The organism is Mycobacterium sp. NGS49 (genome assembly GCF_059812565.1).
The window spans coordinates 153,203-179,190 of record NZ_JCALCX010000003.1; the positions used below are offsets into that span (position 1 = coordinate 153,203).

Genomic DNA, 25,988 nt, shown 5'->3' on the forward strand with positions numbered 1-25,988 from the left:
CTAATGCCGCACGAGTTCGTGTTCGATCAATTCGCGGTAGATGGGTGTGCGCATCAGCTCCGAATGTGTTCCGGTGGCTTGGATGCGACCCTGCTGCAGCACGAGGATCTGGTCGGCGTGGGTGACGGTGGAAAGCCGGTGGGCCACCACGAGCAGGCTGCGCCGACCTCGGGCGTGCAGGAGATTGGTCATCACGTCGTATTCGTTGGCGCGGTCGAGATGCGAGGTCGGTTCGTCCATCGCGATGAGCTGCGACCGGGACAGGAATGCCCTGGCCAGGGCCAGCCGCTGCCGCTGCCCACCGGACAGGCTGCGCCCGCGCTCCAGCACGGGGCTGTCGAGTTGTTCTGGCAGACGAGCGATTTCGTCGGCGATGTTCGCTTGCTCGAGGACGCGCCACAACTGCGGGTCGGTGGCAGCCGGGTCGGCAATGAGCAGGTTGTCACGGATGGTGCCGTGCAACACCGGAGCGTCCTGCTCCAGTAGCCCGAGCCGCCCGCGCAGGTCCCGCAGGGCCATGGTGCGAATATCCTGACCCTCCCATCGGATAGTTCCGGCGTCGGGGTCATGGAAGCGGCACAGCAGCGCGATGACGGTGGACTTCCCAGCGCCGGACGGACCGATCAGGGCGGTGATCTGATCGCGGCACAGCGTGAAGGAAACGTCCTCTAGCACAGCGCCTTCGGAACCGTAAGAGAAAGACACGTGATCGAACTCGACCAGCGGCGCGGCGTTGTCCGCTAGTCGCGCGGCGGACGGCAGCTTGGCGGTGCCCGGGCACAATGGTGGATCGCCTTCGGGTAGCTCGCGCATGGTCGCGACCAGATGTTGATGGGCTCCCGCGGCGGTGCGGAACGTGGCGAGCGCGGCAAAGCCGGCCGTGATGGGAAAAACCGCGTACATCGCGAATGCGAACAAACTGACGAATTGGCCTGCCGACAAGCCGCCGTCGGCGACGCGTCGACCGTCGATGACCATGATGGTCAGAAACGAGGCGGTGACACCGAGCCGAATCGCCATGACGTTTATCGCCGTCGACGCCGCAATCCGAACGCCCGATCGGTAGGCGGCCCGTGCGGCCACACCGATGAACTTCACTTCGCGGTCCTCGGCGCCGAACAGCTTCACCGTGCGGGCCGCGCCCAGCACCCGGTCCAGACCGGCCGTGTAGTCACTCAGCGCCACCTGGCGATTCAGTGAGTCACGCTGAATCCGGCCCAGCAGCGGGCTACCGGCCCCGAATGCGACTGCCATAACCGCCACCACCACGAACAGGGTGACCGCGTCGATCGACAGCATGAACACGGCGGCCCCGGTCAGCGTCAGCATTCCGAACGCGATATCACCGACCGCGCGCGGCATGTCGCGCAACTGACTCGCGTCGCTGGTTCCGCGGGCCAAGAGATCACCGTTCCGGCCACGGTCCAGGAGGCCGATCGGCAGCCGCACCACATGTTCGGTGAAGTCGGCGCGCAGCCGCAGCACGATCCTTTCACCGGTCCGGTCCAGGGCGAAGTGCCCAAGAGCCTCCAGCGAAAGCTGGCACACCAGGACGGCGAGCAGCAGGAGTGCCGACTGCAGGGGCATCGCGCCCGTGGTGGCACGGTCCACGAGGCGGCCGACCAGTAGCGGCTGCAAGAGGATGAGCGCGGTCGCGGCGCACAGCAGCGACATGCTCATCGTCATCGAGACCCGATACGGGCGAAGCAGACTCAGCATGGCGGCAAGTCTGAGTCGAGCAGTCCGAGCAGCTGCAGGTCGGTCACGTACTTGACGACGACCGCCGGCGAGATGTGGGGAATGTCCGGATCGTTCTTGTCGGGACCGATCTTGGCCTCGTGCACTGCGGCGCGGAATCGATCCGTCGGCGCGTACGAACCCTGTGTCGGTTCAAGCGGCTTGACATTCAACGGATTACGCGTCAGCAGCATTGGCAGCACGGAATGGCGGCGTAGCTTCTCCGGCAGCACCCGCAGGCCCGCCTCGAGCTGCCGCACCCACTCCCCGAAGTCGGCGATCCGCCGTAGCGGATAGCCGGCCTCGATCAGCCAGTCGACGTACTCGTCGAGTCCGATGCCGTCGTCGTGCGGATTCATCACGTGGTAGGTCTGAAACCCGCCCACACCGGAACCGACGATTTGGGCGCTGAGAGCTGCGATCGCCTCGGCGACGAATTTCACTGGCAAACCGTCGAAGTGGGCGCGTTGCCGGTTGCCCTCTCGGTCCGTCCGGTAGAACGATGCCGGCGCGATGCCGGCCGCGACCATGCTCAGCACCATCCGGCTGAACGTGTCGGAGAGGTTGAGTTGGCCCGCATAAGTGGTGTCCGCCAGGATCATGCCGCAGCGGAACACCGCGACCGGAAGCCCGCAGAGGTCGTTGACCTCACGCAACAGCACCTCGCCGGCCCACTTGCTGTTGCCATACCCGTTGGCCAGTTCCGAGCCAATGGTACGGCTGGGGCAGACAGCGCGGATATCGGCGTCTTCGGTGAAATGTGACGGTTCGACTTGTCTACCTACGTCTGCGGTGGACACGAAAGCGTAGGTCTTGAGCTTCGTCGTGACCGCCAGCCGGATGAGTTCGGCGGTACCCACCACATTGGGCCCGAACAGCTCGTGATAGGGCAGGGCAGCATTCACCACCGCCGCCGAATCCACGATCAGGTCAACGGTATCGGCCAGGCGTTGCCAGGCGTGCCGGTCCAGCCCGAAGTCGGTCTGGGCCTTGTCACCGGCAATGACCTCCAGATGATCGGCCGCCAACTCCTGGTAGAGCCGCAGCAGATGCGGATCACCGCTGTCGAAGAGCTCGTCCAGCCGACGTCGCGCGTCCAGGTCGGACTGACCTCGCACTAAGCAGATCAGTTTGCCGTCTTTGAGCTCCAGCTGCTGTAGCCACTCCAGCACCAGGTACCGCCCGACGAAACCGGTCGCACCGGTCAACAGGACAGTCCGCACGTCGGCGCTCGGACCGGGCAGGCCCGGCGACGTTCTCAGCGTGGCGGCGTCGATGAACTTGTCCAGGGTCAGATCTCGGGCGTATACCTCGGTGGCGGCCAGCCCGTGCACGGCCGCGTAGCGCGGATCGCCGCCGGCGCCGTCGCCCACCAGTCGGCTCAACCCTGCGACCGTCGGCGTATCGAACAAATTGCGCACCGCGAGCTGCCCGTTGAGGGCGTTGTTGATCACCGCAATCACCCGCATCGCCGAGATGCTGTCGCCGCCCAGGTCAAAGAATGATTCGTCGACACCGACCCGTTGCAGCCCGAGCACTTCGGCGAAGCTGTCCGCCAGAACTTCTTCCACGCGGGTGGCCGGGGCGCGGTACCGTGCCGCGTCGTGGTAGTCCGGCGCCGGAAGCGCACCGGTGTCGAGCTTCCCGTGCACCGTCAACGGGATTTCGTCGATTGCCACCACCGCGGCCGGCACCAGGTACGACGGCAGGCGGGCGGTCAACTCCGCGCGTGCGCGCGCCGGATCGGCGGTTCCGGTCAGGTAACCCACCAGGCGCCTGTCCCCGGGTCGGTCTTCGCGGACGGTCACCGCAGCGTGATCGACTCCGTCGAGGGCCGCCAGCGCCGCTTGTACTTCCCCGAGTTCGATGCGGTAACCGCGCATCTTGACCTGTTCGTCGGCACGCCCGGCGTAATGCAGCTGCCCCTCGGCGCTCCAGTAGGCGAGATCTCCGGTGCGGTACATCCGAGTTCCGGTTCCGCCGAACGGACATGCCACGAACCGCGACGCGGTCAGTTCCGGCCGGCGCCAATACCCCACGCCGACACCGTGTCCGGCGATGTAGAGTTCGCCCACCACACCGGCCGGCACCAGACGCATCCGTTCGTCCAGCACGAACAACGCCGCTCCCGACACGGGCGAACCTATCGGCGGCACGCCCGCTCTCAGCGGTGCACTCCTGGCCGCGTCAACCGTGGTCTCGGTCGGGCCGTAGGCGTTGATCATCAACCGGCCGTCCGCGGCCCAGCGATCCACCACTGCGGCCGGGCAGGCTTCGCCCCCGACCACCAGCGCCATGTTCTCCAGACCCGCCGGCGAAAGCATCTGCGCCGCAGACGGACTCAGGTCGAGAACGCTGACCCGTTCGGAAACCAGCACATCATGGAAGTCGGCCGGGGAGGCCATCACATGCTCGGGTACCACCACCAACCGGGCACCGCGCAACAAGGCACCCCAGATCTCCCACACCGAAACGTCGAAGGCGTAGGAGTGACACTGTGCCCATACCCCGGCCCTTGGCAACGCGTCATCCAGCGACGCCACCAATTGCACGACATTGTGATGGGTGACGGCAACGCCTTTGGGGACACCGGTGGTACCGGAGGTGTAGATGACGTAGGCGACATCCTGGGCCGACGGCGGCGGCAGGGCGGTGACAGGACTGCCCGCGATGTCGGGGGCGTCGACATCCACGATCGTCAGGTCGTGGCCGCCGAGTCTGCCGGCCAGTGCCTTTGTCGTGATGGCGACGATCGGTTGGGCGTCCTGGATCATGAACCGGACTCGCGGTTCCGGCAGCGCCGGGTCGATCGGCAGATACGCGGCACCGGTCTTGAGCACCGCCAGAATCGCCGCTATCGCCTGCGCGGATCTGGAAAATAGCAGCGCCACAACTGTTCCCGGGCCAGCACCGTGCCCGGCCAACAAATGCGACAGCTGATTCGCGATCTCATCCAGCTCGCGGTAGGTCATCGAGTCGCCGGCTGCGCTGACCGCTACCGCCTCGGGGGTGCGCGCGACCTCAGCCGCCCACAAGACCGGAATCGACACCGCGGCGGGCTCCGGTTGTCCCAGCACCGCCCGGTTACCCCACGCGGCGAGCCGGGCACGCTCAGGTCCATCGAGCACATCTATCGAGAACAACCGGCGCGTCGGGTCGGCGGTGATCGCCGCCAACAGACGTTGGAACCGCGCGATCATTGTGTCGATGTCCCCGGGGCCGAAGACGTCGGCGTCGAACTGCACCCGTAGGTCCAACTCGGAACCCGGCACGACCTGAATCGTCAACGGGTAGTGGGTGACATCGCGGCTGAAGCTCTGCGTGATGCGCAATTCATGGGCATCGAGCACCGCCGCGGTGTCGAGCGGATAGTTCTGGTACACGAAAAGCGTTTCGAACAGCAGGTTCTGACCGGCGATGCGATGAGTTTCACTGAGCGCCAGGTGCTGATGCTCCAGGGTGTTGTTGTGGGCGCATTGCAGTTGATCAATGAGTTCTACGGCGTTGGTGGCCGGTGTGATGGTGGCACGCACCGGCACGGTGTTGATGAACAGTCCCACCATCGTCTCCGCGCCGACCACCTCGGACGGCCGACCGGAAACCGTGGTGCCGAATACCACATCCTGGCGGCCGGTCTGCCGCATCAGCAGCAGGGCCCACGCGGCCTGCAGCACGATATTGAGCGTGGTGCGGCAGGAGCGCGCCAATTCGATGACCGCCGATGTGATTTCGGTAGTCAGCGTCAAGGACGCAGCACCTCGCCGCCCTGACTGCAACCGATGATGTGCGGCGACCAGGGTCGGTGTCTGGAAGCCGGTCAGCAACTCCTGCCAGGCCGCGCGGGCGGCGGGGATGTCTCGATCGGCCAGCCAGGTCACCAAACGGCGATAGGGCACGGGCGAGGCCAGCGGCTGCCCATAATAGGAGGCGAAGATCTCTCGCAGCAGGATCGGGAGCGACCAGCCGTCCAGCACGATGTGGTGATTGGTCAAGATGAAGCGGTGCTGCCGTTTGCCGGTGCGGATCAGGACCGCCCGGAAGGGCGGCGAGCTCGTCACGTCGCATACGGCGGCGCGTTCGGCGGTACAGCAGGGCTCGATCTGGTCGGTCTCGAGTTCCAGGTACTGCCACGGCACTTGTGGGTCGGCAGGGATGATCTGCACCGGTTCGTCGAACTTTTCGCTGAATCGGGCGCAGAGGTGGGGGTGCCGCGCAACCACCGTCTGGACCGCAGCGCGGAGGCGCTCCGGATCCAGGGTGCCACTCACCGTGAAGCCCAGTTGCACGGCGTAGACGTCGTCCCGTGCCGTCTCGGCGTGGAACAGCAGACCCCGCTGCAGGGGGGTCAGCGGCAACACGTCGGCGACGCGGTATTCCCGTTCCAACTGGTCGATCTGGTGCTGGCTCAACCGGGCGGGGGCGATGTCCGACGGCGTCAGCCCGCCCCCACCGGCGTCCACGTGTGCGCAGATGCCGGCCAGGGCTTCGAACCACAACCGGCTAAGCCGGGTGATCTGCGCCGTCTCGAGGGCAGACGTCGCCCATGTCCAGTCGGCCTGTAGGCGCGGCCCGTCCTGGGTGTCGCGGGTGCCGGCGTTGACCGCCACCGTGTGGGTCATCGGCATCGACACGCCGGTGGACGGCAACTCGCGCTGCACCGGCCGCCATCCGCCGACCTGATCAGGCGCGGAATTGCCAAGCCGACCAAGGTAATTGAATCCGATAGCCGGATCGGCGCCGGACAGTTCGACGTCCGCGTTGAGGTAGCGCAGGACGCCGAAGGTCAGCGGATGCGGCAGGGCGCGCAACTGTTCCTTGGCATCCTTGATGATCGCGCCCAGCGCCGTCGCGCCGGCCACCACCTGCGCCCAGTCCAACCCGGGCAACGCCAGTGCGACCGGGTACTTGGTGGTGAACCACCCGACCGTGCGTGACAGGTCGATGTCCGCAGCGAGTTCCTCGTGCCGTCCGTGCCCCTCGACGTCGATCCCGACCTGCGCATCGGTAACGCCGGAGAACTCAGCCCACGCCAGCCCGAAGGCGATCAACAGGATGTCTTGGACGCCGGCGTGAAACGCCGCCGGCACCCCACCGAGCAACATGCGGGTGTGCTCGGCATCCAGCGATGCCGACAGGTGACCGGCGGTGGCAAGAGTGTCCACCTCGGGGCGTACCGGCGGCACCACGGTTGGAACGGCGAGCACCCGCCGCCAGGCGGCCGCCTGGGCGACCACCTCGGGCCGGCTCGCGTACTGGCTTAGCAGGGTTGCCCACCGCCGGAACGACGTTCCCCCCGCCGGCAACGCCAACGGCTGCCCGTGACTGTGCTGCGCCCATGCGGTGATCAAGTCGCTCAGCAGGATTCGCCACGACACCCCGTCCACGGCCAGATGGTGGATGATCAACACCAGCTGCCGGGCGCCGGCGACCCACACCGCGCTCATCATCACACCTGCGGCCGGCCGCAGCCGCGACCGTGCTGCCACCACCGCGTCATCGGACCACTCGTCAACGCTCCGCAGGACACTCGTCGCGTTCACCGCACCCGGCTCCGAAACCGTCAGCGACCACTGGCCGGCGTCGTCAGCGACGAGCCGCGACCGCAGCATAGGATGCCGGTCCAGCAGGGCCTGCAGCGCCACCGCCACGTCAGCCTCGGCGACACCGGCAGGACCCTGCACCACCACCGCCTGACTGAACTGGTCGACGCTGCCGTCAAGACACTGCAACCAGCTCATGATCGGGGTGGCTGGAACAGGCCCGATGCCGTCGTCGACTACGCCCGCGCCGCCGTCGGCGACCGTGGTCACCCGGGCCACCCCGGCAACGGTTTGTTCGGCGAAGATGTCTCGGGGCTTACAGACCAGCCCGGCGGCGCGCGCCCTCGCCACCACCTGCATCGACAGGATGCTGTCGCCGCCCAGTTCGAAGAACGATTCGTCAACACCGACCCGCTGCAGCCCCAGCACCTCCGCGTAGATAACGGCCAGGATTTCTTCGACGGCGCCCGTGGGGGCACGGTAGGAGTTCCCGTCCTGATAATCGGGCATTGGCAAGGACTTTCGGTCCAGCTTGCCCGACGACGTCAGCGGAAACTCATCCAGCACCACGATGTGGGCCGGCACCATGTAGGCGGGCAGTCGCGCGCTCAACTCTCGGCGCACCGCGTTGATCGTGCTGTTGGTGTGCGGCTCGTTGGCGTGGGCGGTGCGCCGGTGAGTCTCGCCGGTCGGCCGGTAAACATCGGTCAGGCGTGACCGGCCGGGCAGGAATACGGCGTCGACGGTGCCGGGTTGGGCACCCCAGGTGACGGCGACGCGGTATCCGGCCGCCGCGCCGAGGCGGTGCAGGTGTTCGGGGTTGACGGTTTCGACCGCGGGTCCGGTCACCGCTTCGCGCAACGGGATTCCAGAGGCGAGAGCACGCTCGGTGTGGACGTCGGCGAACAGGCCGGCGCGCGGAATGCCGGTAACGCGAACCGCGGCAGGACGGTCGGACATCAATTGGGTGCTCAATTGGGCGGCATCGCTCCACGCCCAGGTGGGCGTGGTGGCCAGCGACCGCACCGGTGCCGGGGTCTTGTGGATGAGAACGTCATAGCGGTACCGGTTGAGCTCGTTGTCGGCCGATCCGCGTTTGACTTGGATGTCGAGCCCGGCGACCGAGTGGTGGCCGGCCGCCCAGCTGGTGAAAAATTCTGGGGCCAAAAGCAATTCGGACTCGCTGACGATGGCGCGGCGAACACGGCGGCGGATCTCGCCGGCATCGGCCGCGACATCGGTGAGTGCGACCGAGGTCTGGAACGCGGCCTGCAGAGTGTGGTTGCGGACGTCGCCGACGAACACGGCGCCGCCCGGTGCCAGCAGGTCCAGGGCGCTGTCGATGACGTCGGTCAGGTATCCCACGTTCGGGAAGTACTGGATGATCGAGTTGAGAATGATCGTGTCGAAATACGCATGCGGCAGGCCCGATGTCACGTGTGCGGGTTGAGCCAGCAGCCGGATGCGGTCACGCCACGGAACTTGCGCCTGCTCCAACGCGCGGGCGAGGTTGTCGATGGCGACCTGCGACATGTCTGTGGCGACGTATTCCTCGCAGTGCGGCGCGATGTGGGACAGCAGCAGACCCGAACCGGCGCCGATCTCCAGGACCCGTCGCGGCTGCAGAGCCAGGACCCGCTCCACGGTGACCGAACGCCACTCCCGCATCTGCTCGAGGGGAAGGGGTTCACCGGTGTAGCTGCTGTTCCAGCCGCGGAAATCCGCGCCGAAATCCGGCGCGGCCACCTCGCCGCCGTACAAGTCGTCGTAGAGATGTTGCCACTGTTCGACGATGTCGGCGTCCTGCCCGGCGTCTCGATCGGCTGCCGTGGTGGGCGAAAGGGTGACGTAGGCGAGCAGATGAGCGCCTCCGGAGGCGTTGCGCTGTGTGGTGACAACCGCCTGGTCGACCTGCGGGCAGGTCAACAACGCGTTCTGAATCTCACCGAGTTCGATGCGATACCCGCGTAGCTTGACCTGCTCATCGACCCGCCCGGCATAACGAAGCTGACCGTCGGGGCCCCACGAGGCCAGATCCCCGGTCCGGTACATCCGGGTCCCCGCCGGCCCGAACGGGCACGCCACAAACCGCGCCGCCGTCAATGGCGCCCGGCGCCAATACCCCACTCCCACAGCGCTGCCCGCCACATACAACTCCCCCACCACCCCCGGCGGGACCGGACGCAACCAGCCGTCCAGGACGAAAAAGGCCAAATGGCTCAGCGGGACGCCGATGGGGCTGACGGTGCGCTCGACATCGTCGGCGACGATCTGACGCAGCGACGCGTGCACCGTCGTCTCGGTGGTGCCGTACAGGTTCAGCAGGCGCGGTGACTCGGGGTGACTCTTCAGCCAGGCCCGAAGTCGTTGCGGTTCCAGCGCTTCCCCGGCGAACAGCACGGTCTCCAGTCGCAGTGACTGTCCCTGACCGTCGACCGCCTGCAGCGCGTAGAACGCCGACGGCGTCTGACTCAGCACGGCGACCTGTTCCGCGCAAAGCAGCGTGTGAAATTCTTCGGGTGCGCGAGTCACCGGCTCGGGCACCACCACCAAGCGGCCGCCGGACAACAGTGCACCGAAGATCTCACACACCGAGACGTCGAACGCCAGCGAATGCCAGTGCGACCACACCCGGCCCGCCGAGCCGAGGCTGTCGCCGAGCGAATCGAGCAGCTGCGTAACGTTGCGATGGCTGACGGCAACGCCTTTCGGAATCCCGGTGGTGCCCGATGTGTAGATGAGGTAGGCGACGTCCTCGGGGGCAGGCACGGTCAACGCGATCTCCGGTGCAGTGCCGGGACCGCCGACTGCACCGATGTCGATGATCGGCAGGTCATGGCCATCGAGCCGACTGGCCAGCGCAGCGGTGGTCACCGCGGCGACCGGGGCGGTGTCGTCGAGCATGAACGCGATGCGGGCCGCCGGCAGTGCCGGATCGATCGGCAGATAGGCCGCACCGGTCTTCAGGACAGCAAGAATCGCTGCGACTGCCTGCGCGGAGCGCGGAAACAGCAGCGCCACAAACGTTCCGGGGCACGCCCCGTTGCCGGCCAACAGGGACGCGAGTCGGTTCGCAGTGTCGTCGAGTTCGCGATAGGTCATCGAATCACCCTGGAAGCGCACCGCCACCGCCTCGGGTGTGCGTGCGACCTGAGCGGACCACAACACCGGAATCGACGCCGAGGCGGTAACCGGCCGACTCAGCGCCGACCGGTTGTCCCACTGCGTGAGCCGTTCCCGCTCACCGTCATCGAGTACATCCAGCGACGACAGCCGCCGTGCCGGGTCGGCGGTCATCGCTGTCAAGATCCGTTCGAAGCGACCGATCATCGCGTGGATGTCGGCGGTGTCGAACAGGTCAGTGTCGAATTCGACGCGCAGGCCCAGTTCGGGACCCGGAAGAGCCTGGAGCGTGAACGGGTAGTGGTTGTAGTCGTGCCTGGACATCTCGGTGATGTCCAAACCGTCAGCGCCCGCCAGCGCCGAGATATCCGTCGGAAAGTTCTGGTACACGAACAGCGTGTCGAAGAGTATGTCGTGGCCGGTGATGCGGTGTATCTCGCTCAGTGCCAGATGCTGATGGTCGAGGGTGTCGTGGTGGTCCGCGTGCAGCCGGCCGAGCAGGTCTGCGGCGGTGGTGCTCGGCGTGCAGATCGCACGCACCGGGACCGTGTTGATGAACAGGCCCACCAGCGAGTCGGCCCCGGCCACTTCGGCCGGACGCCCCGAGACGGTGGTGCCGAAGGCGACGTCATGCTGACCGGTCAGACAACTCAGCAGTTGTGAAAACGCCGCTTGCAGAACGGTGTTGACGGTGGTGTGGCACGAGCGCGCCAACTCGTTGACGGCTTGCGTGGTGGTGGCGGGCATCCGGAACAGCGTCGCGCGCCGCGGGCCGGGCCCCAAGCGGCCCGGCGTGCCGATCAGGGTGGGGGTGTCGAAGCCGCTCAGTGCCTGCCGCCAGGCTTCCTGGGCGGCCAAGCCGTCTCGATCAGCCAGCCAGGTCACAAAGCGCCGATAGGATCCGGGCGCTGCTAACCGCTGCCCCTGATAGGCGGCGAAGATCTCCCGCAACATGATCGGCATCGACCAGCCGTCGACGACGATGTGGTGATTGGTCAGCACAAGCCGGTGCCGTTGGTGGCCGGTGCGAATCAGCACCGCCCGGAAGGCCGGCGGATTGGCCAGGTCGCACACCGCGTCGCGTTCGGCGGCACACACCTGCCGGATCTGCTCATCGGTGTCGCGTTCCAGGTATTGCCACGGCAGCACCGGATCAGCCGGGATCAGCTGCACCGGTTCGTGGTCACAAAAGCGCGCCGCCAGATTCGGGTGCCGGGCGAGAACGGTCTGCACGGCATCGCGAAGCCGATCGGGGTCCAGCGCACCGGCGATCGCGAAATCCAGCTGCACCGCGTATACGTCGCCTCCGGTGGCGGCGGCGTGAAAGAGCAGCCCCTGCTGAACAGGGGTCAGCGGCAGCACATCGGCGATGCTGTACTGCGACTCCAGCTCGTCGATCTGCTGCTGACTCAACCGGGCCGGCACGATGTCCGACGGCGTCAACCCTCCCCCGCCACCGCGCACCTGCGCGCAGATGCCGGCCAGGGCCTCAAACCACAACTGGCTCAACCGTTGTACCTGCACATGGTCCAGCGCAGACGGCGCCCACATCCAGTCCGCATGCAGCGCAGGGCCGGCCTCGGTCTCTACGGTGAAGGCGTTGACCTCGACGGTGTGCGTCAGCGCCATCGACAGTCCCGCGTTGCTGTTTGCGGCACGGGTCCCGATGGACCAGGCTTCGTCGCCCGCCTTCGCGGCAGCGCCCAGGCGGCCAAGGTAGTTGAAGCCGATCGCCGGATCGGCGCCGGAAAGGTCGACATCACTGTTGAGATAGCGCAACAGACCGAAGGTGAGGGGATGCGGCACACAGCGCAGTTGTTCTTTGAGGTCCTTGATCGCCGACCCGAGCACCCGGTCGCCCGCCACCACCTGGGCCCAGGTCAGTCCCCCGACGGTCAGGGCGACCGGGTATCTGGTGGTGAACCAGCCCACCGTACGGGAGAGGTCCACCCCGGGCGCGATGTCGTCGTGACGTCCGTGCCCTTCGACGTCGACCGAGATCGGCGCCGCGCCGGCGCCCAGAAATTCGGCCCACGCCAAGCCGAATCCGATCAACAGAATGTCTTGCACGCCGGCGCGAAACGCCGTCGGCACCGCACCAAGCAGCATCCGGGTGGTGTCGGTGTCCAGGGCGACCGTGACGTGTCCGGCGGTGCCTAATGTGTCCACGTCGGGCCGCACCGGCGGCAGCGGCGTGGACGCGGCCAGGATCTGCCGCCACGAGGGGGCCGTGTCGATCACCGCCGGCGCCTGGGCGTGCTCGTTCAGCAAGGACGCCCACCGCTGAAACGAGGTGCCCGCCGGAGGCAGCGCCACCTCACACCCATCGCGCAGCTGACCCCAGGCGGTGTTGAGGTCGTGCAGCAGGATCCGCCACGACACCCCGTCGACGGCCAGGTGGTGAACGACCAACGCCAGCTGACCGGCATCGGCGCACCACTGTGCGCTCAGCATCCGGCCGGCCATCGGGTCCAATCGGGACCGGGCCTGCGCCAACGTCTTTGGCGTCACGTCGGCGACCCGTTGCAGGCAGCCACCGGCATCCGCCCCCGGTTCGGGCACCCACCAGCCGTCATCGTCGCCCCGCAACCGCAATATGGCGTGCCGGTCGATCAGGGCCTGCAGGATCGCCAGCACGTCGGTTTCGGTGACCCCGGACGGTGCCTGCAGCACCATCGTCTGATTGAACTGGTCGATCGCGCCGTGCTGACTCTGCAGCCAGCGCATGATCGGCGTGGGCACCAGTTCTCCGGTGCCTTCGTCGACCAGGTCGGCGTCACCGGCGGCCAGGACGGCGACGCGGGCGACCCCGGCGACTGTCTGCTCGACAAAGATGTCGCGTGGCCGGCACACCACGCCTGCGGCCCGGGCCCGGGAGACCACCTGCATCGCCAGGATGCTGTCGCCCCCGAGATCGAAAAACGGTTCGTCGACGCCGACGCGGTCGAGCCCGAGAACCTCGGCATAGATGACGGCCAGAATCTCCTCGGCGGCGCCGTCCGGCGCCCGGTAGTGGTCGGCGTCCTGGTATTCCGGTGCGGGCAGCGCGCGGGTGTCGAGTTTACCGTTGACCGTGAGCGGCAACGCTTTCAGCCCCACCACGGCGGCCGGCAACATGTAGGACGGCAACCGCTGCGCCAGCCGGTCACGTACCGAAGCCAGGTCGGGCGCCCCAGTGACGTATCCCACCAGACGCTTGTCGCCGGGACGGTCCTCACGCGCGACCACCACCGCCTGTTCGACGCCGCCGATCGCGGCCAGCTCCGCCTGCACCTCACCCAGTTCGATGCGGTAGCCCCGGATTTTGACCTGATCATCGGCGCGGCCGAGGTAATCCAGCTGTCCGTCGGCGCGCCATCGGACCAGATCACCAGTCCGATACATGCGTGAGCCGCATCCGCCGAACGGACAGGCCACGAAACGGGCCGCCGTCAAGCCCGGGCGCAGCCAGTACCCGACCCCCACTCCCCGGCCGGCTACGTAGAGTTCGCCGACCACCCCGGCGGGCACCGGGCGCAACCACTGGTCCAGCACGAACAGCGCCGCGCCCGATACCGGGAACCCGATCGGGGGCGGTCCGGAATCCGGCTGCAGCGGTGAACTCATCGCCGCATAGACAGTGGTCTCGGTAGGACCGTAGGCGTTGATGACCACCCGTCCCGGTGCCCATCGATTCACCAGCTCAGCCGGACAGGCCTCACCGCCCACCACCAACGCTGTCGACTCGAGTCCCTCGACCTCCAACATGCCTGCAGCAGATGGTGTTTGAGTGAGCACCTGGATGTGTTCGGCGGTCAGGAGGCAGTGGAAATCGTCTGGCGAGGCCGCCACGTCCTCGGGCACGATGACCAACCGGCCGCCGCGCAACAACGCACTCCAGATCTCCCACACCGAGACGTCGAACGAGTACGAGTGCCATTGGGTGGCCGCGAAGTTGACTGCCGGACTGCCCTTCTCGTCACGGCGATCGAAGAAGCCGGTGACCCGCAACAGCTGAGTGACGTTGTGATGGGTTATGGCAACGCCTTTCGGTACACCGGTGGTGCCCGAGGTGTAGATGAGATAGGCGAGTTGGTCGGGCGCCGGCATCGGCCGCGCGGTGCCGGGGTAGCTTTGAATATCGGGCGCGGCAACGTCGATCACCGGCACGCCGTGCGGTTCGAGCCGGTCGACCAGACCCGCGGTGGTGACCACGGCCACCGGAGCCGCGTCGGCGAGAATGAAACCGATTCGCTCCTGCGGCAGTGCCGGGTCGACGGGTAGGTAAGCGGCACCGGACTTCAGCACCGCCAGCATCGCAATGATCGCGTCGGCTGAACGCGACAACACCAGCGCCACCAGCGCTCCGCCGTGAGCACCGCGTACGGACAAGTAGTGCGCCAGCCGATTCGATGCCTGGTCGAGTTCGCGGTATGTCCACGATCGGCGCCCGCATGTCAACGCCACGGCCGACGGCGTGCGCCGCAGCTGCACCGCCCACGCCTCCGGAATCGACATGGCAGGAGGTGCGGGCTGGGTCAGCACGGCGCGGTTTCCCCACCGGTTCAGCCGGGCCTGCTCACCGACCGTAACCAGGTCTACCGATGACAATGGCCGGTTGGGGAAGGTGGTGACGGCAGTCAGCACCGTCTGCAGCCATCCCACGAGGGCGCCGACGGTGGCTGCATCGAAAACGTCGGCGCGGAAGACCACCGTCCCGCCGATCCCGGCGAGCTCACCGCCCTCGGTGCAGCGCTCGGCCAGCGAGAACGCCAAGTCCATTCGGGCGCTGCGGGTGTCGACTGGGATCGCAGTGACCTCGACGTCGCTCAGCCCGAGCTTGGGCGCAACGTTGTTCTGCCAGGCCAGCATTACCTGGATCAGCGGGTGATGGGTCAGTGAGCGGGCCGGGTTCAGGCGCTCGACCAGCACCTCGAATGGCACGTCCTGGTGCTCGTAAGCGGCGAGGGCACGCTCCCGCACCTGCGCGAGCAGGTCTGCGAAGCTTGGATTCCCGCAGAGGTCGACTCGCAGCACCAAGGTGTTGACGAAGAACCCGACCACCCCGTCCAGAGCCGGATCCCCGCGGCCCGCGATGGGAAAGCCCACCGCGACATCACGACTGCCGCTCAGCCTCGAGAGCAGCACTGCCAGCGCGGCCTGGACCACCATGAAGCTGGTCGCGCCGCATGCCCTGGCGATGTCGCGGACCCGCTGCGCCACAACGGCCGGCCAGTCGACGACAACGATGTCGCCGCGGTGCTCGGCCACCAGCGGGTAGGGGCGGTCGGTCGGCAGCTCCAGATGTGGCGGCAGCCCGGCCAGCGCCTGTTCCCAGTAGCGGAGCTGACCCGCCATCGGACTGCCGTCATCAGCCAGATCCCCGAGGCTGTCGCGCTGCCAGAGCGTGTAATCGACGTATTGCAATGGTAATTCAGCCCAGCCGGGCGGCTGTCCGGCGCACCGCGCAGCGTATGCCAGGCCCAGGTCAGCGGCCAGCACGCCGACCGACCAACCGTCACCGGCGATGTGATGCACCACCACCACCAGAATGTGTTCCTGGACCGATACCTGGAAAAGCTGAGCGCGCAAGGGCAGTTCGACCGTCAAGTCGAAAGGGTGGCACGCCGCGGCATCGATGGCCGCGCTCAGCCGGTCGGCCGAGAAGCTGGTCGCATCCACCGTGTGCCAGCCGAAGTCGGCCGACTCCAACGGGATAACTCTCTGCCGGGGCACGCCGTCAATCGAGCAGAATTTCGTACGCAGGCTCTCGTGCCGGCCGACTACGTCGGTCAGCGCCGAAGTCACCGCCTCGACGTTCAGCCGCCCGCGCAACCGCAGAGCCACCGGGATGTTGTAAACCGCGGAGGGGCCTTGGAATTGATCGATGATCCACAGCCGGTTCTGCGCGAACGACAGCGGGATGTCGGTCGGCCGCGGGAGCGCGGCCGGCGGCATCGACGGGCCGCCGCCGGCACAGATGAGCGGCGCCAGCTGGGTGATCGCCGGCGCATCGAAGAGGGTGCGCACCACCAGGCCGGCATCGAGGGCCGCGTTGATCGCGGCGACCAACCGCATGGCCAACAGTGAGTCGCCACCAATGTCGAAAAACGAGTCGCCGACACCGACCCGCTCGACCCCGAGCACATGGGCGTAAATCCCGGACAGGATCTCTTCGATCGGCGTCGCGGGAGCCCGGTAGCGATCGTCGTCGAAATAGGGCGGTGCGGGTAAGGCTTCGACGTCGAGCTTCCCGTTGATCGTCAGCGGCAGGGCGTCGAGAGCGATCACCGCGGCCGGCACCATGTAAGACGGCAGCCGCTCCGCCAATGTCGCGCGCAGGCCGGACGGGCCCACACCCCCGCCGACCGACTCGGTGACGTAAGCCACCAGACGTCTGTCTCCCGGCCGGTCCTCGCGGACCGCTACCGCTGCCTGCTTCACCCCATCGAGCCCGGCCAGCACCGCTTGAACTTCAGCCGGCTCGATGCGATACCCGCGCACCTTGACCTGCTCGTCCGCCCGCCCGACATACTGCAGCTGTCCGTCGTTGCGCCACAACACCAGATCGCCGGTGCCGTACATGCGCGACCCCGGGCGCCCGAAAGGGCAGGCCACGAACCGCGAGGCGGTCAACGCCGGGCGCCGCGGATACCCGTATGCCACCGCGGCACCGGCCACGTACAGCTCACCGGTCATCCCGGGCGCTACCGGACGCAGCCATTCGTCGAGCACGAACAAGGCCGCGCCGGGCACTGGCGACCCGATCGGCGGCGCTCCCGAACCTGGCTTCAGTGGCGCGCTCAGGGTGACATAGATCGTGGTTTCGGTGGGGCCGTAGGCGTTGATCATCAGCCGCCCCGCCGCCCACTGATCCACCACCTCGGCCTGGCAGGGCTCTCCACCCACCAGCAACGCTGCCGATTCCAATCCCTGCGCGGGAAACATCCCGATCGCCGAGGGTGTTTGAGTGAGCACGTTGACCTGCTCGGCCACCAGCAGATCGTGAAACTCGGCCGGTGAGCCGGCCAGCTCTTCGGGCACCACGACAAGTCGTCCGCCGCGCAGCAGCGCGCCCCAGATCTCCCACACCGAGAAATCGAACGCATACGAATGCCATTGCGACCAAACCTGTTCCGCCGAAGCCGGCAAGCCGCCGTCCAGCGACAGGATCAACTGGGTCAGGTTATGGTGGCTGACGGCAACACCTTTGGGCACACCCGTGGTACCCGAGGTGTAGATGACGTAGGCGATGTCGGATGGCGCCGGTTCCGCCGGGGCGCTGCCCGGATGCGATTGCAGCTGAACGGAATCGAGGTCGCTGATGTCGATGACCGGCAATCCGCGCCCGCTGAGCCTGGCGGCGAGGCCCGAGGTGGCGACGGCTGCGACGGGCGCGGCGTCATCGACGATGAAGTCCAGTCGCGGGCCGGGAAGGCCCGGGTCCAAGGGTAGGTACGCCGCGCCGGTCTTGAGCACCGCCAGGATGGCGATCACAGCCTGTGCCGAACGTTCGGCCAGCAGCGCGACGACCGATCCCGGTCCCACGCCGTAGTCATCGGACAACAGGTGCGCCAGCCGGTTCGATACGTCGTCGAGTGCGCGGTAGGTCCAGGCCCGTTCCCGGCAGTTGAGCGCGACGGCCGCAGGGGAACGCATCACCTGCGCCGACCACGCCCCCGGGATCGACATCGCGGGTGGCGCCGGCCGGGTCAGCGTCGCATGGTTGCCCCAGTGGGCCAGTCGTGCCGGCTCATCGGCGATCAGCAGATCCAGTGCCGACGTGCGTCGTCCCGGACGGGTGCCGACCTGCTCGAGCACCGTCGCCAGTCGCGCGATCAGCGCCTCGATCCTGGCGGTGTCGAATACGTCGGTGCGGAACTCGACCCGCCCGCCGATGCCGGCGAGCTCGCCGCTCTGGGTGAACCGCTCGATCAAGGAGAACGCGAGATCCACGCGGGCGGTGTGGGTATCGACGGGTAGGGGGGTGATCTGCAACTCGCCCGCGACCAGTCCCACCGTCGGGTCGTTGTTCTGCCAGTTCAACATCACCTGGATCAGTGGGTGATGGGTCCGCGATCGGGGCGGATTCAGTCGATCGACCAGTACCTCGAACGGCACGTCCTGGTGTTCGTAGGCGGCCAGGCTGCGCTCGCGCACTTGGGCGATCAGCTCACTGAAGCTGGGGTCGCCCTCCAGGTTGACCCGCAGCACCAAGGTGTTGACGAAGAAACCCACCAGGCCGTCGAGTGCCGGGTCACCGCGGCCGGCAATTGGGAATCCCACCGCCACATCGGGAGTCGAGGCGAGTCGCGACAGCAGCACTGCCAGGGCGGCCTGAACAACCATGAAGCTGGTCGCGTTGTGCTCGCGGGCCAGATCGCGAATTCGCTGCTGGAGCGAGGCCGGCCAGTCCACGGCGAGCTGGTCGCCGCGGTGGTCGGCGACCGGCGGATATGGGCGATCGGTCGGTATCTCCAGCCGCTGCGGCATACCGGCCAGTGCTTCTTCCCAGAAAGCCACCTGAGCCGCCAGGGGACTTTCCTGGTCGGACAGATCCCCGAGATTCTCCCGCTGCCACAGGGTGTAATCGATGTACTGCACCGGCAATTCGCCCCAAGTGGGAGCCTGTCCGTTGCACCGGCTGAGGTAGGCCGCGATCACATCGCCGGCGAGCACTCTGATCGACCAACCGTCTCCGGCGATATGGTGCACCACGACCACCAGCACATGGTCGTGTGCGCCGACGCGGAAAAGCCTTGTCCATAGAGGGATCCGGCTGGCGAGATCGAACCCGTGGCGCGCCGTTTCCTCGATGGCGCGATCCAGCTGCCCGGCCGGCCAACCCGTCGCATCCACCACCTGCCATCCGAAATCGGCACTCGCGCCGGGTAGGACGACCTGCCTGGGCATCCCGTCGACCGCCGGGAACACCGTGCGCAGGGCTTCGTGGCGGCGCACCACGTCGGTCATTGCGGTGCCCAGCGCCCGCTCATCAAGGTGGCCGCACAGCCGCAACGCGACGGCACTGTTGTATACCGGCGAGGAACCCTGCAGCTGGTCGATGAACCACAACCGGTTCTGCGCGTACGACAACGGCACGACCGCAGGTCGCGGCCTGGCCTGCAGTGGCCGGAGCCGCCCCGACTCCCCGGCGATGCGCGATGCCAGCTCCCTTGCCGTCGGCGCGTCGAACAGGGTACCTACCCGCAGATCGGCGTTCAGGGCCGCGTTGACGGCCACGATCACGCGCATCGCCGACAGCGAATCCCCGCCGAGGTCGAAGAACGACTCGTCGGCGCGCACGCCCGCCACGCCCAATACAGCGGCGTAGATGCCGGTCAGAACCTGTTCGACCGAGTTTTCGCCGGAGTCGCCGTGCCGGCTTTCCGGTGCCTGCTGGGCACCGGTATTGAGTTCGCCCTCAAGTGTTGTCATGGTGCCGCCGGCTTCCAGACGGCTTGTCCATCAGCGGCCGGCGTCCTGCGCCAACCTGTCGCGCAGACTCTTGGGCCGGATGTCGGTCCAGTTCTGCTCCACGTACTCCAGGCAGGCGCCCCGGTCCGCCACGCCGTACACCACGCGCCAACCGGCGGGCACATCGGCGAATTCCGGCCAAAGGCTGTGCTGCTCCTCGTCGTTGACGAGTACATAGAAGCGGCCATTGTCATCATCGAATGGATTAGTACTCACTCGTACTCCTAACACCGAAAGGAGATGGGTCAATGGCCGAAACAGCGAGCGCCGGACCGTTGCGCACGCCACGGACCGGCGTCGTCAACATAGCACCAGCAACGTGGGATTCGCGGCCAGATGCGCAGCCCGATGCCGGTTCTGTTTCCGGCCGGCAAAACGGCAGTGACGAGGCGCCGGTGGTGCCCATGTGCCTCTCCTCCGATCCCTGCGCTCGAGTCCGATTCCGTCAATTGCGCTGTCCCGTGACGCTCCCGATCAAGGCCGACCGACCCACACCACATACAGTGCGCCACAACGCTTGCCACAATTTCGCGAAGTTCTTGCGGATTTCTTGCGGGTCCTGCCGTCAACCCGGTCCCGGCCGGCTGGACCGGGACCAAGCAGAAATAGGCTGTCAAGAGCCCTGTTCGGACCTGCCGCGGCAGACTCGCACTTGAGGAGCGAACCATGTCAACGCCCTACAAGTACCTGCAAGCAGCACTCCTGCTCTTCGGCTCGGTCATGATTCTGCTCTATCCACTGGCCGTCGTCTGGCCGTCGGGGTGGGCCTGGCATCCCGGGCCGCCGTATCAATCGGACTACTTCATGATGATCGTCGGCCTGTACGCCACGCTTGGTGTGTTCCTGATCGCCGCCGCCCGCCGCCCCGAGCGCCATCTGAGCTTGATCTGGTTCGCCGTGTCGTCCAGCGTCGTCCACGCGGCGATCATGGCGGTGCAGGCGTTTCACGAAGCCCACCAGATCGGACACCTGTGGGGAGATGTGGCGGCACTGCTCCTGGCCGCCGTGGTATTGGCAGTGTTGGTTCGGGCATCGGGCATCAACCGGTCGGCCGCTGCGTCGCGCTAGCGGCCCCCGACACGGCCCGGAGGGGCCGGAGGTAGCGTTCGACCCGTGCAGGTCGACGTGATGACAGTCCCGCTGCCGCTGGCCCAGATCGGCGCCATCGCCGGACGCACTCAAGCAGCCGGCTTCTCCGGCCTTCTCTTCACCGAGACCGGTCGCACGGCTTATCTGAATGCCGCGGTGGCGTCGCAGGCCGCCCCCGGTTTGGAGTTGTCGACCGGCGTCGCCGTCGCCTTCCCACGCAGTCCATTCGTCACGGCCGCAACAGCCTGGGAACTGCAAGAAGCGACGAACGGCAACTTCCGGCTTGGTCTGGGCACCCAGGTTCGCACCCATGTGGTGCGGCGCTACGGGATGCCCTTCGAACATCCCGGACCACGCCTGCGCGACTACGTGCGCGCCGTCAAGGCGTGTTTCGCGGCATTCCGAACGGGCAGACTCGATCACCACGGCGAGTTCTACGACCTAGATTTCATCACCCCGCAGTGGAGCGCCGGTCCCATCGACGCGCCCGATCCGAAAGTCGACGTGGCCGCGGTCAACCCGTGGATGTTGCGCATGGCGGGAGAGGTTGCCGACGGAGTTCACATCCATCCGCTGGGCGAACCCGGTTATCTGTCGCGCCATGTTGGACCGAACATCGCCGCCGGGTCGGTGAAGGCGGGCCGTAGCGCGTCCGATATCGCGGTGATCGTTCCGGTCATGACAATCGTCGGTGAAACCGACGAAGAGCGCCATAACGACCGTGAACTTGTGCGGGCCAGTCTCAGCTTTTACGCCAGCACCCCCAACTACGCCTTCATCCTGGACGAAGCCGGATTCGAGGGCACCACCGCGCGCATCCGGGAGAAACAGAAAGCCGGTGACGTCAAAGGAATGGCGGCGCAGATCACCGACGAGCACATTGCGGTATTTGCCACCGAGTCGACCTGGGACGGCTTGGCGGATGCGCTGCTCGACAAGTACGACGGCGCCGCCACCCGCATCGTGTTGTACAACGCCCTGAGCGATCCGGCCCGGTTCGAGCGATACGGAGAAGTCGCTCAACGCCTTTCGGGTGGCAAACGCTAACGCCGCGCGCCGGGACCCGCCGCCCGGGAGGGGTTCGTCGCACCGGCCGATAGGCTGAGGTCATAGACACCCTGTGTTCTCCGAGAGGTGGCGATATGCCTGCACCGTCAGCCGAGGTCTTCGACCGCTTGCGTCAGCTCGCAGCGATCAAAGACGTCACCGAACGTCCCACCAAGACGATCGACGAAGTCTTCACCGGCAAACCCCTGACCACCATCCCGGTCGGCACGGCCGACGATGTCGCCGCCGCGTTCGCCCAGGCGCGCGCGGCGCAGGTCGAGTGGGCCCAGCGTCCGGTCGCCGAGCGCATCGAGATCATCCGCCGCTACCGCGACCTGGTGATTCACCATCGCGAATTCTTGATGGACCTGCTGCAGGCCGAAGCCGGCAAGGCCCGGTGGGCGGCGCAGGAGGAGATCGTCGACCTGATGGCGAATGCGAACTACTACGTGCGCGTCACCGCCAAACTGCTCAAACCAAAAAAGGTGCAGGCGCTGCTACCTGCCATCGGCAAGACGACGGTGGGCTTCCAGCCCAAGGGTGTGGTCGGGGTGATCTCGCCCTGGAATTACCCGATGACGCTGACTGCATCGGATTCCGTGCCGGCGCTGCTGGCCGGCAACGCGGTGGTACTCAAGCCGGACAGCCAGACTCCCTACTGCGCCCTGGCCTGCGCCGAACTGTTGTACGAAGCCGGCCTGCCCCGGGCGCTGTACGCGATCGTGCCCGGTCCCGGCTCGGTGGTCGGAACGGCGATCATCGAGAACTGCGACTACCTGATGTTCACCGGGTCCTCCGAGACCGGCAGCCATCTCGCCGAGCAGGCGGGCCGGCGGCTGATCGGTTTCTCCGCCGAACTCGGCGGCAAGAACGCCATGATCATCACGCGGGGAGCGAACCTGGACAAGGCGGCCAAGGCGGCCATCCGCGCATGTTTCTCCAACGCGGGCCAGTTGTGCATCTCCATCGAGAGGATCTACGTCGAGAAGGACATCGCCGACGAATTCACCCGCAAGTTCGGCGAAGCCGTGCGCAACATGAAGCTGGGGACCGCTTACGACTTCTCCGTCGACATGGGCAGCCTGATCTCCGAAGACCAGCTCAAGGCGGTTTCCAGTCACGTGGAGGACGCAACGTCGAAAGGCGCCAAGGTGATTGCGGGCGGCAAGCCCCGACCCGACGTCGGTCCGCTGTTCTACGAGCCGACCGTGCTCACCGACGTCACGCCGGAGATGGAGTGCGCGGCCAACGAGACGTTCGGTCCGCTGGTCTCCATCTATCCGGTGGCTGACGTCGACGAAGCCGTGGAGAAGGCGAACGACACCGAGTACGGCCTCAACGCCAGCGTCTGGGCCCGCACACCCGCCGAGGGTCAGCAGATTGCCGCCCGGCTGCGTTCGGGAACAGTGAATGTCGACGAGGGTTACGCATTCGCCTGGGGCAGCCTCAGCGCACCGATGGGCGGGATGGGCCGGTCCGGTGTCGGCCGCCGGCACGGGCCCGAAGGGCTGTTGAAGTACACCGAATCGCAGACGATCGCGACCGCGCGGGTATTCAATCTCGACCCACCGTTCGGATTACCATCGACCCTCTGGCAGAAGTCGCTGCTGCCCATCGTGCGCACCGTGATGAAGCTTCCAGGCCGGAACTGACCAAGGATTTCGGCCGACAACGAAGCGAAGAGTGCCACATACGTCCCACCCGACACTAGAGTGCTGAGGGTGGGCAAAGACGCCGAAGCGAAAGGCTGGGGCCGCTGGTTGGCAATCGCGGCTTCGCTGGTGCTCGCCGGCGGAATGATTTATGCCCAGGACACCAAGCCGATCACTCCGTGCTGCGCTGACAGCCCCTCGGCGGCAGCACCCCCGGCAACCCAGTCGGCGACACCGTCGGTGGCCGCGCCGCAAACCGCCAGCGCGGCAGAGGTGGCAATGCTGGCGGGCAACGCACCGGTGATGGCCCAGGACTTCCAGATCGCGTTGCCTGCCGGCATCGCTCCGGAGCAGGGGCTGCAGATCAAGACCATTTGGGCCGCCCGCGTCATCGAACTGCTGTTTCCCGAGATCAAGACCATCGGCGGGTTCCGGCAGGACGCCTTGCGTTGGCACCCCAGCGGTCTGGCGATCGACGTGATGATTCCGAACCACGAGAGCCCCGAGGGAATTGCGCTGGGCAACCAGATCGCCGGGTTGGCGCTGGCCAACGCCAAACGCTGGGGAATCGACCATGTGATCTGGCGGCAGAAGATCTATCTGGGCCCCGCGTCAGGCGCCTGGACCGCCGACCTGGGCAACGAAACGGCCAACCACTACGACCATGTGCACATCGCCACCAACGGCGGCGGGTATCCGACCGGGCGCGAAACATATTTCATTGCGTCGATGAATCCGGCGCCGCCGAACTGACCAAATCACCCCCGCATTCGCCCAGAGCCCTGTTGGAGCCGATGGGCGAACCGGTCGGCCCGGCGCGCCGCTTCGCTACCCTGGCCTGAAATGGGAGAAGTCAGCGGATGGCTGCGGAAGCTATGGATGTGCATGGCCGTCTCGCCGGTTGCGGCGACCGCCGTCTGTTTCTCAGCCCCACCGCCGCCGACCGGCATCGAACCCGCGCGGACCCGGCCCGTGACGTATGTGGCGCTCGGCGATTCGGCGGCAGCCGCCCCACTGGTGCCCGACGCCGCTGACCCGCCAGGGTGCTTCAGATCGACGAACGATTATCCCGCGGTGCTGGCGCGCCGCATCGGCGCGGCCAATTTCGTCGACGTGAGCTGTAGCGGTGCCACGGTTGCCGATATCACCGATCGCGCACAACGCACCAGCGGTGGGGATGTCCCCCGACAGATCGAAGCCATTACCGGCGATACGGAGTTGATCACCATCACGATCGGCGGCAACGACGTCGGGCTGGCGAGTAGCGCGGCCCAGTGCCGCAGGAATTCCCTTGCCCAGCCGCCCTGCTTTGCGGCGTTCACCTCAGCCGGCAGTGATCGATTCAGCGCCGCCATCCGCCGACAGCTACCGCAGTGGGAAACCATGATCGGTGCCGTGCGGGCCAGGGCCCCGCACGCACGTGTCGTCCTCGTCGGCTACGCAACCTATATAAGGCCGGGTGGGTGCTTCGGACGGCAGCCGATCAACCCGGCGGACGCCGACTACTTTCAGGCCAAAGTCGACGAAATCGACGACCAGCAGCGGGCATTGGCCGCTCGGCTGGCGATTGACTTCTTCGACACGCGCCCGGTTTCGGCAGGGCACGATATGTGTGCTCCACCCGATGACCGGTACATCGAAGGATTCGAACTCTCGCACCTTGCAGCCCCGTTGCACCCCAACGCTTCGGGAGCCGAGGCGGTAGGCACCGCGCTCGCCGGCCAACTGGACATCAGCGCTGGTGCCCAGGAGTCGGGGCGGTCCAACTGACCATTGTGACGCCACCCGGGAACGTCACCGGTGCCGCCGCCGGCGCGAATCCGGAAAGGACCGTGCCGGCCGGGAAAAGGCGACGACCGCCGCCCTGGACGCAGGGGTAGACGAAAAGCCGGTACTCATCGACCAATTCCGCGGCGATCAGGGTGTGGCACAGCGTGATGCTGCCGGTCGCCACGATGTCGCCGCCCGGTGCCGCCTTGAGCATCTTGACCTGTTCCGTCGGGTCGCCGCACAACACGGTCGAGTTGCGCCACTGCGGTTCGCCGATCGTGGAGGAGACGACGTACTTGGCGACGCCGTTGATGTAGTCCGCGACGCCGGTGCGGTCGTTGGTCTGGTGCGGCCAGTATGCCCGGAAGTCCTCGAACGTCCGCCTGCCCAGCAGGAGAGCGTCGGCGGTCTCGTCCTGGTGACGCAACTCCGCCGCCAGTTCGTCGTCGTGTGCCTGCGGGTCGAACCAGTCCCCCAGCATTTCGATAGAGCCGTCAAGGGTGATGTTCTGAGTGATGATCAGGGACGCATATCGATGTCGACTCGGCGAACGCGTAATGCTAACCGCGGATGC

Annotated in this window: 8 protein-coding genes and 1 pseudogene; 5 read left to right on the forward strand and 4 right to left on the reverse strand. The window is 66.7% G+C overall.

Annotated features, from left to right (window positions below; genetic code table 11):
- The 3 genes and pseudogenes from AC5Y7D_RS04200 to AC5Y7D_RS04210 form a co-directional block, all read right to left on the reverse strand.
- On the reverse strand, positions 1-1,719 hold the full coding sequence (locus AC5Y7D_RS04200) for an ABC transporter ATP-binding protein (protein ID WP_499921954.1): 1,719 nt from the start codon (positions 1,717-1,719) through the stop codon (positions 1-3).
- Positions 1,713-19,733: pseudogene (locus AC5Y7D_RS04205) on the reverse strand (amino acid adenylation domain-containing protein); the annotation flags it as partial. The gene AC5Y7D_RS04200 and the pseudogene AC5Y7D_RS04205, both read right to left, overlap by 7 nt.
- Before the next feature lie 114 nt (positions 19,734-19,847).
- A complete protein-coding gene (locus tag AC5Y7D_RS04210) occupies positions 19,848-20,072 on the reverse strand; it encodes an MbtH family protein (protein ID WP_499921956.1) in 225 nt (74 codons plus the stop codon).
- A 450-nt stretch (positions 20,073-20,522) separates the two neighbouring features.
- On the opposite strand from AC5Y7D_RS04210, the gene AC5Y7D_RS04215 reads away from it, so the two are divergent.
- The 5 genes from AC5Y7D_RS04215 to AC5Y7D_RS04235 all read left to right on the forward strand — a co-directional run bounded on the left by AC5Y7D_RS04215 (position 20,523) and on the right by AC5Y7D_RS04235 (position 25,414).
- Positions 20,523-20,924, forward strand: coding sequence for a DUF6632 domain-containing protein (locus tag AC5Y7D_RS04215; RefSeq protein WP_499921958.1), 402 nt, complete (start codon positions 20,523-20,525; stop codon positions 20,922-20,924).
- A gap of 45 nt (positions 20,925-20,969) precedes the next feature.
- Entirely contained in the window at positions 20,970-21,992 is a 1,023-nt protein-coding gene (locus AC5Y7D_RS04220; protein ID WP_499921960.1) for a TIGR03617 family F420-dependent LLM class oxidoreductase, read from the forward strand.
- A 95-nt stretch (positions 21,993-22,087) separates the two neighbouring features.
- Complete coding sequence (locus AC5Y7D_RS04225; protein ID WP_499921962.1) at positions 22,088-23,644, forward strand: succinic semialdehyde dehydrogenase; 1,557 nt, start codon at positions 22,088-22,090, stop codon at positions 23,642-23,644.
- Positions 23,645-23,713: 69 nt separating this feature from the next.
- A complete protein-coding gene (locus tag AC5Y7D_RS04230) occupies positions 23,714-24,397 on the forward strand; it encodes a VldE C-terminal domain-containing protein (RefSeq protein WP_499921964.1) in 684 nt (227 codons plus the stop codon).
- A 90-nt stretch (positions 24,398-24,487) separates the two neighbouring features.
- The gene (locus AC5Y7D_RS04235; protein WP_499921966.1) at positions 24,488-25,414 is read left to right on the forward strand and encodes an SGNH/GDSL hydrolase family protein; all 927 of its coding nucleotides are present in this window, start codon (positions 24,488-24,490) and stop codon (positions 25,412-25,414) included.
- On the opposite strand, the gene AC5Y7D_RS04240 is transcribed toward AC5Y7D_RS04235, so the two are convergent.
- Entirely contained in the window at positions 25,377-25,973 is a 597-nt protein-coding gene (locus AC5Y7D_RS04240) for a dihydrofolate reductase family protein (protein ID WP_499922175.1), read from the reverse strand. The genes AC5Y7D_RS04235 and AC5Y7D_RS04240 overlap by 38 nt on opposite strands.
- Between the last annotated feature and the right edge of the window lie 15 nt (positions 25,974-25,988).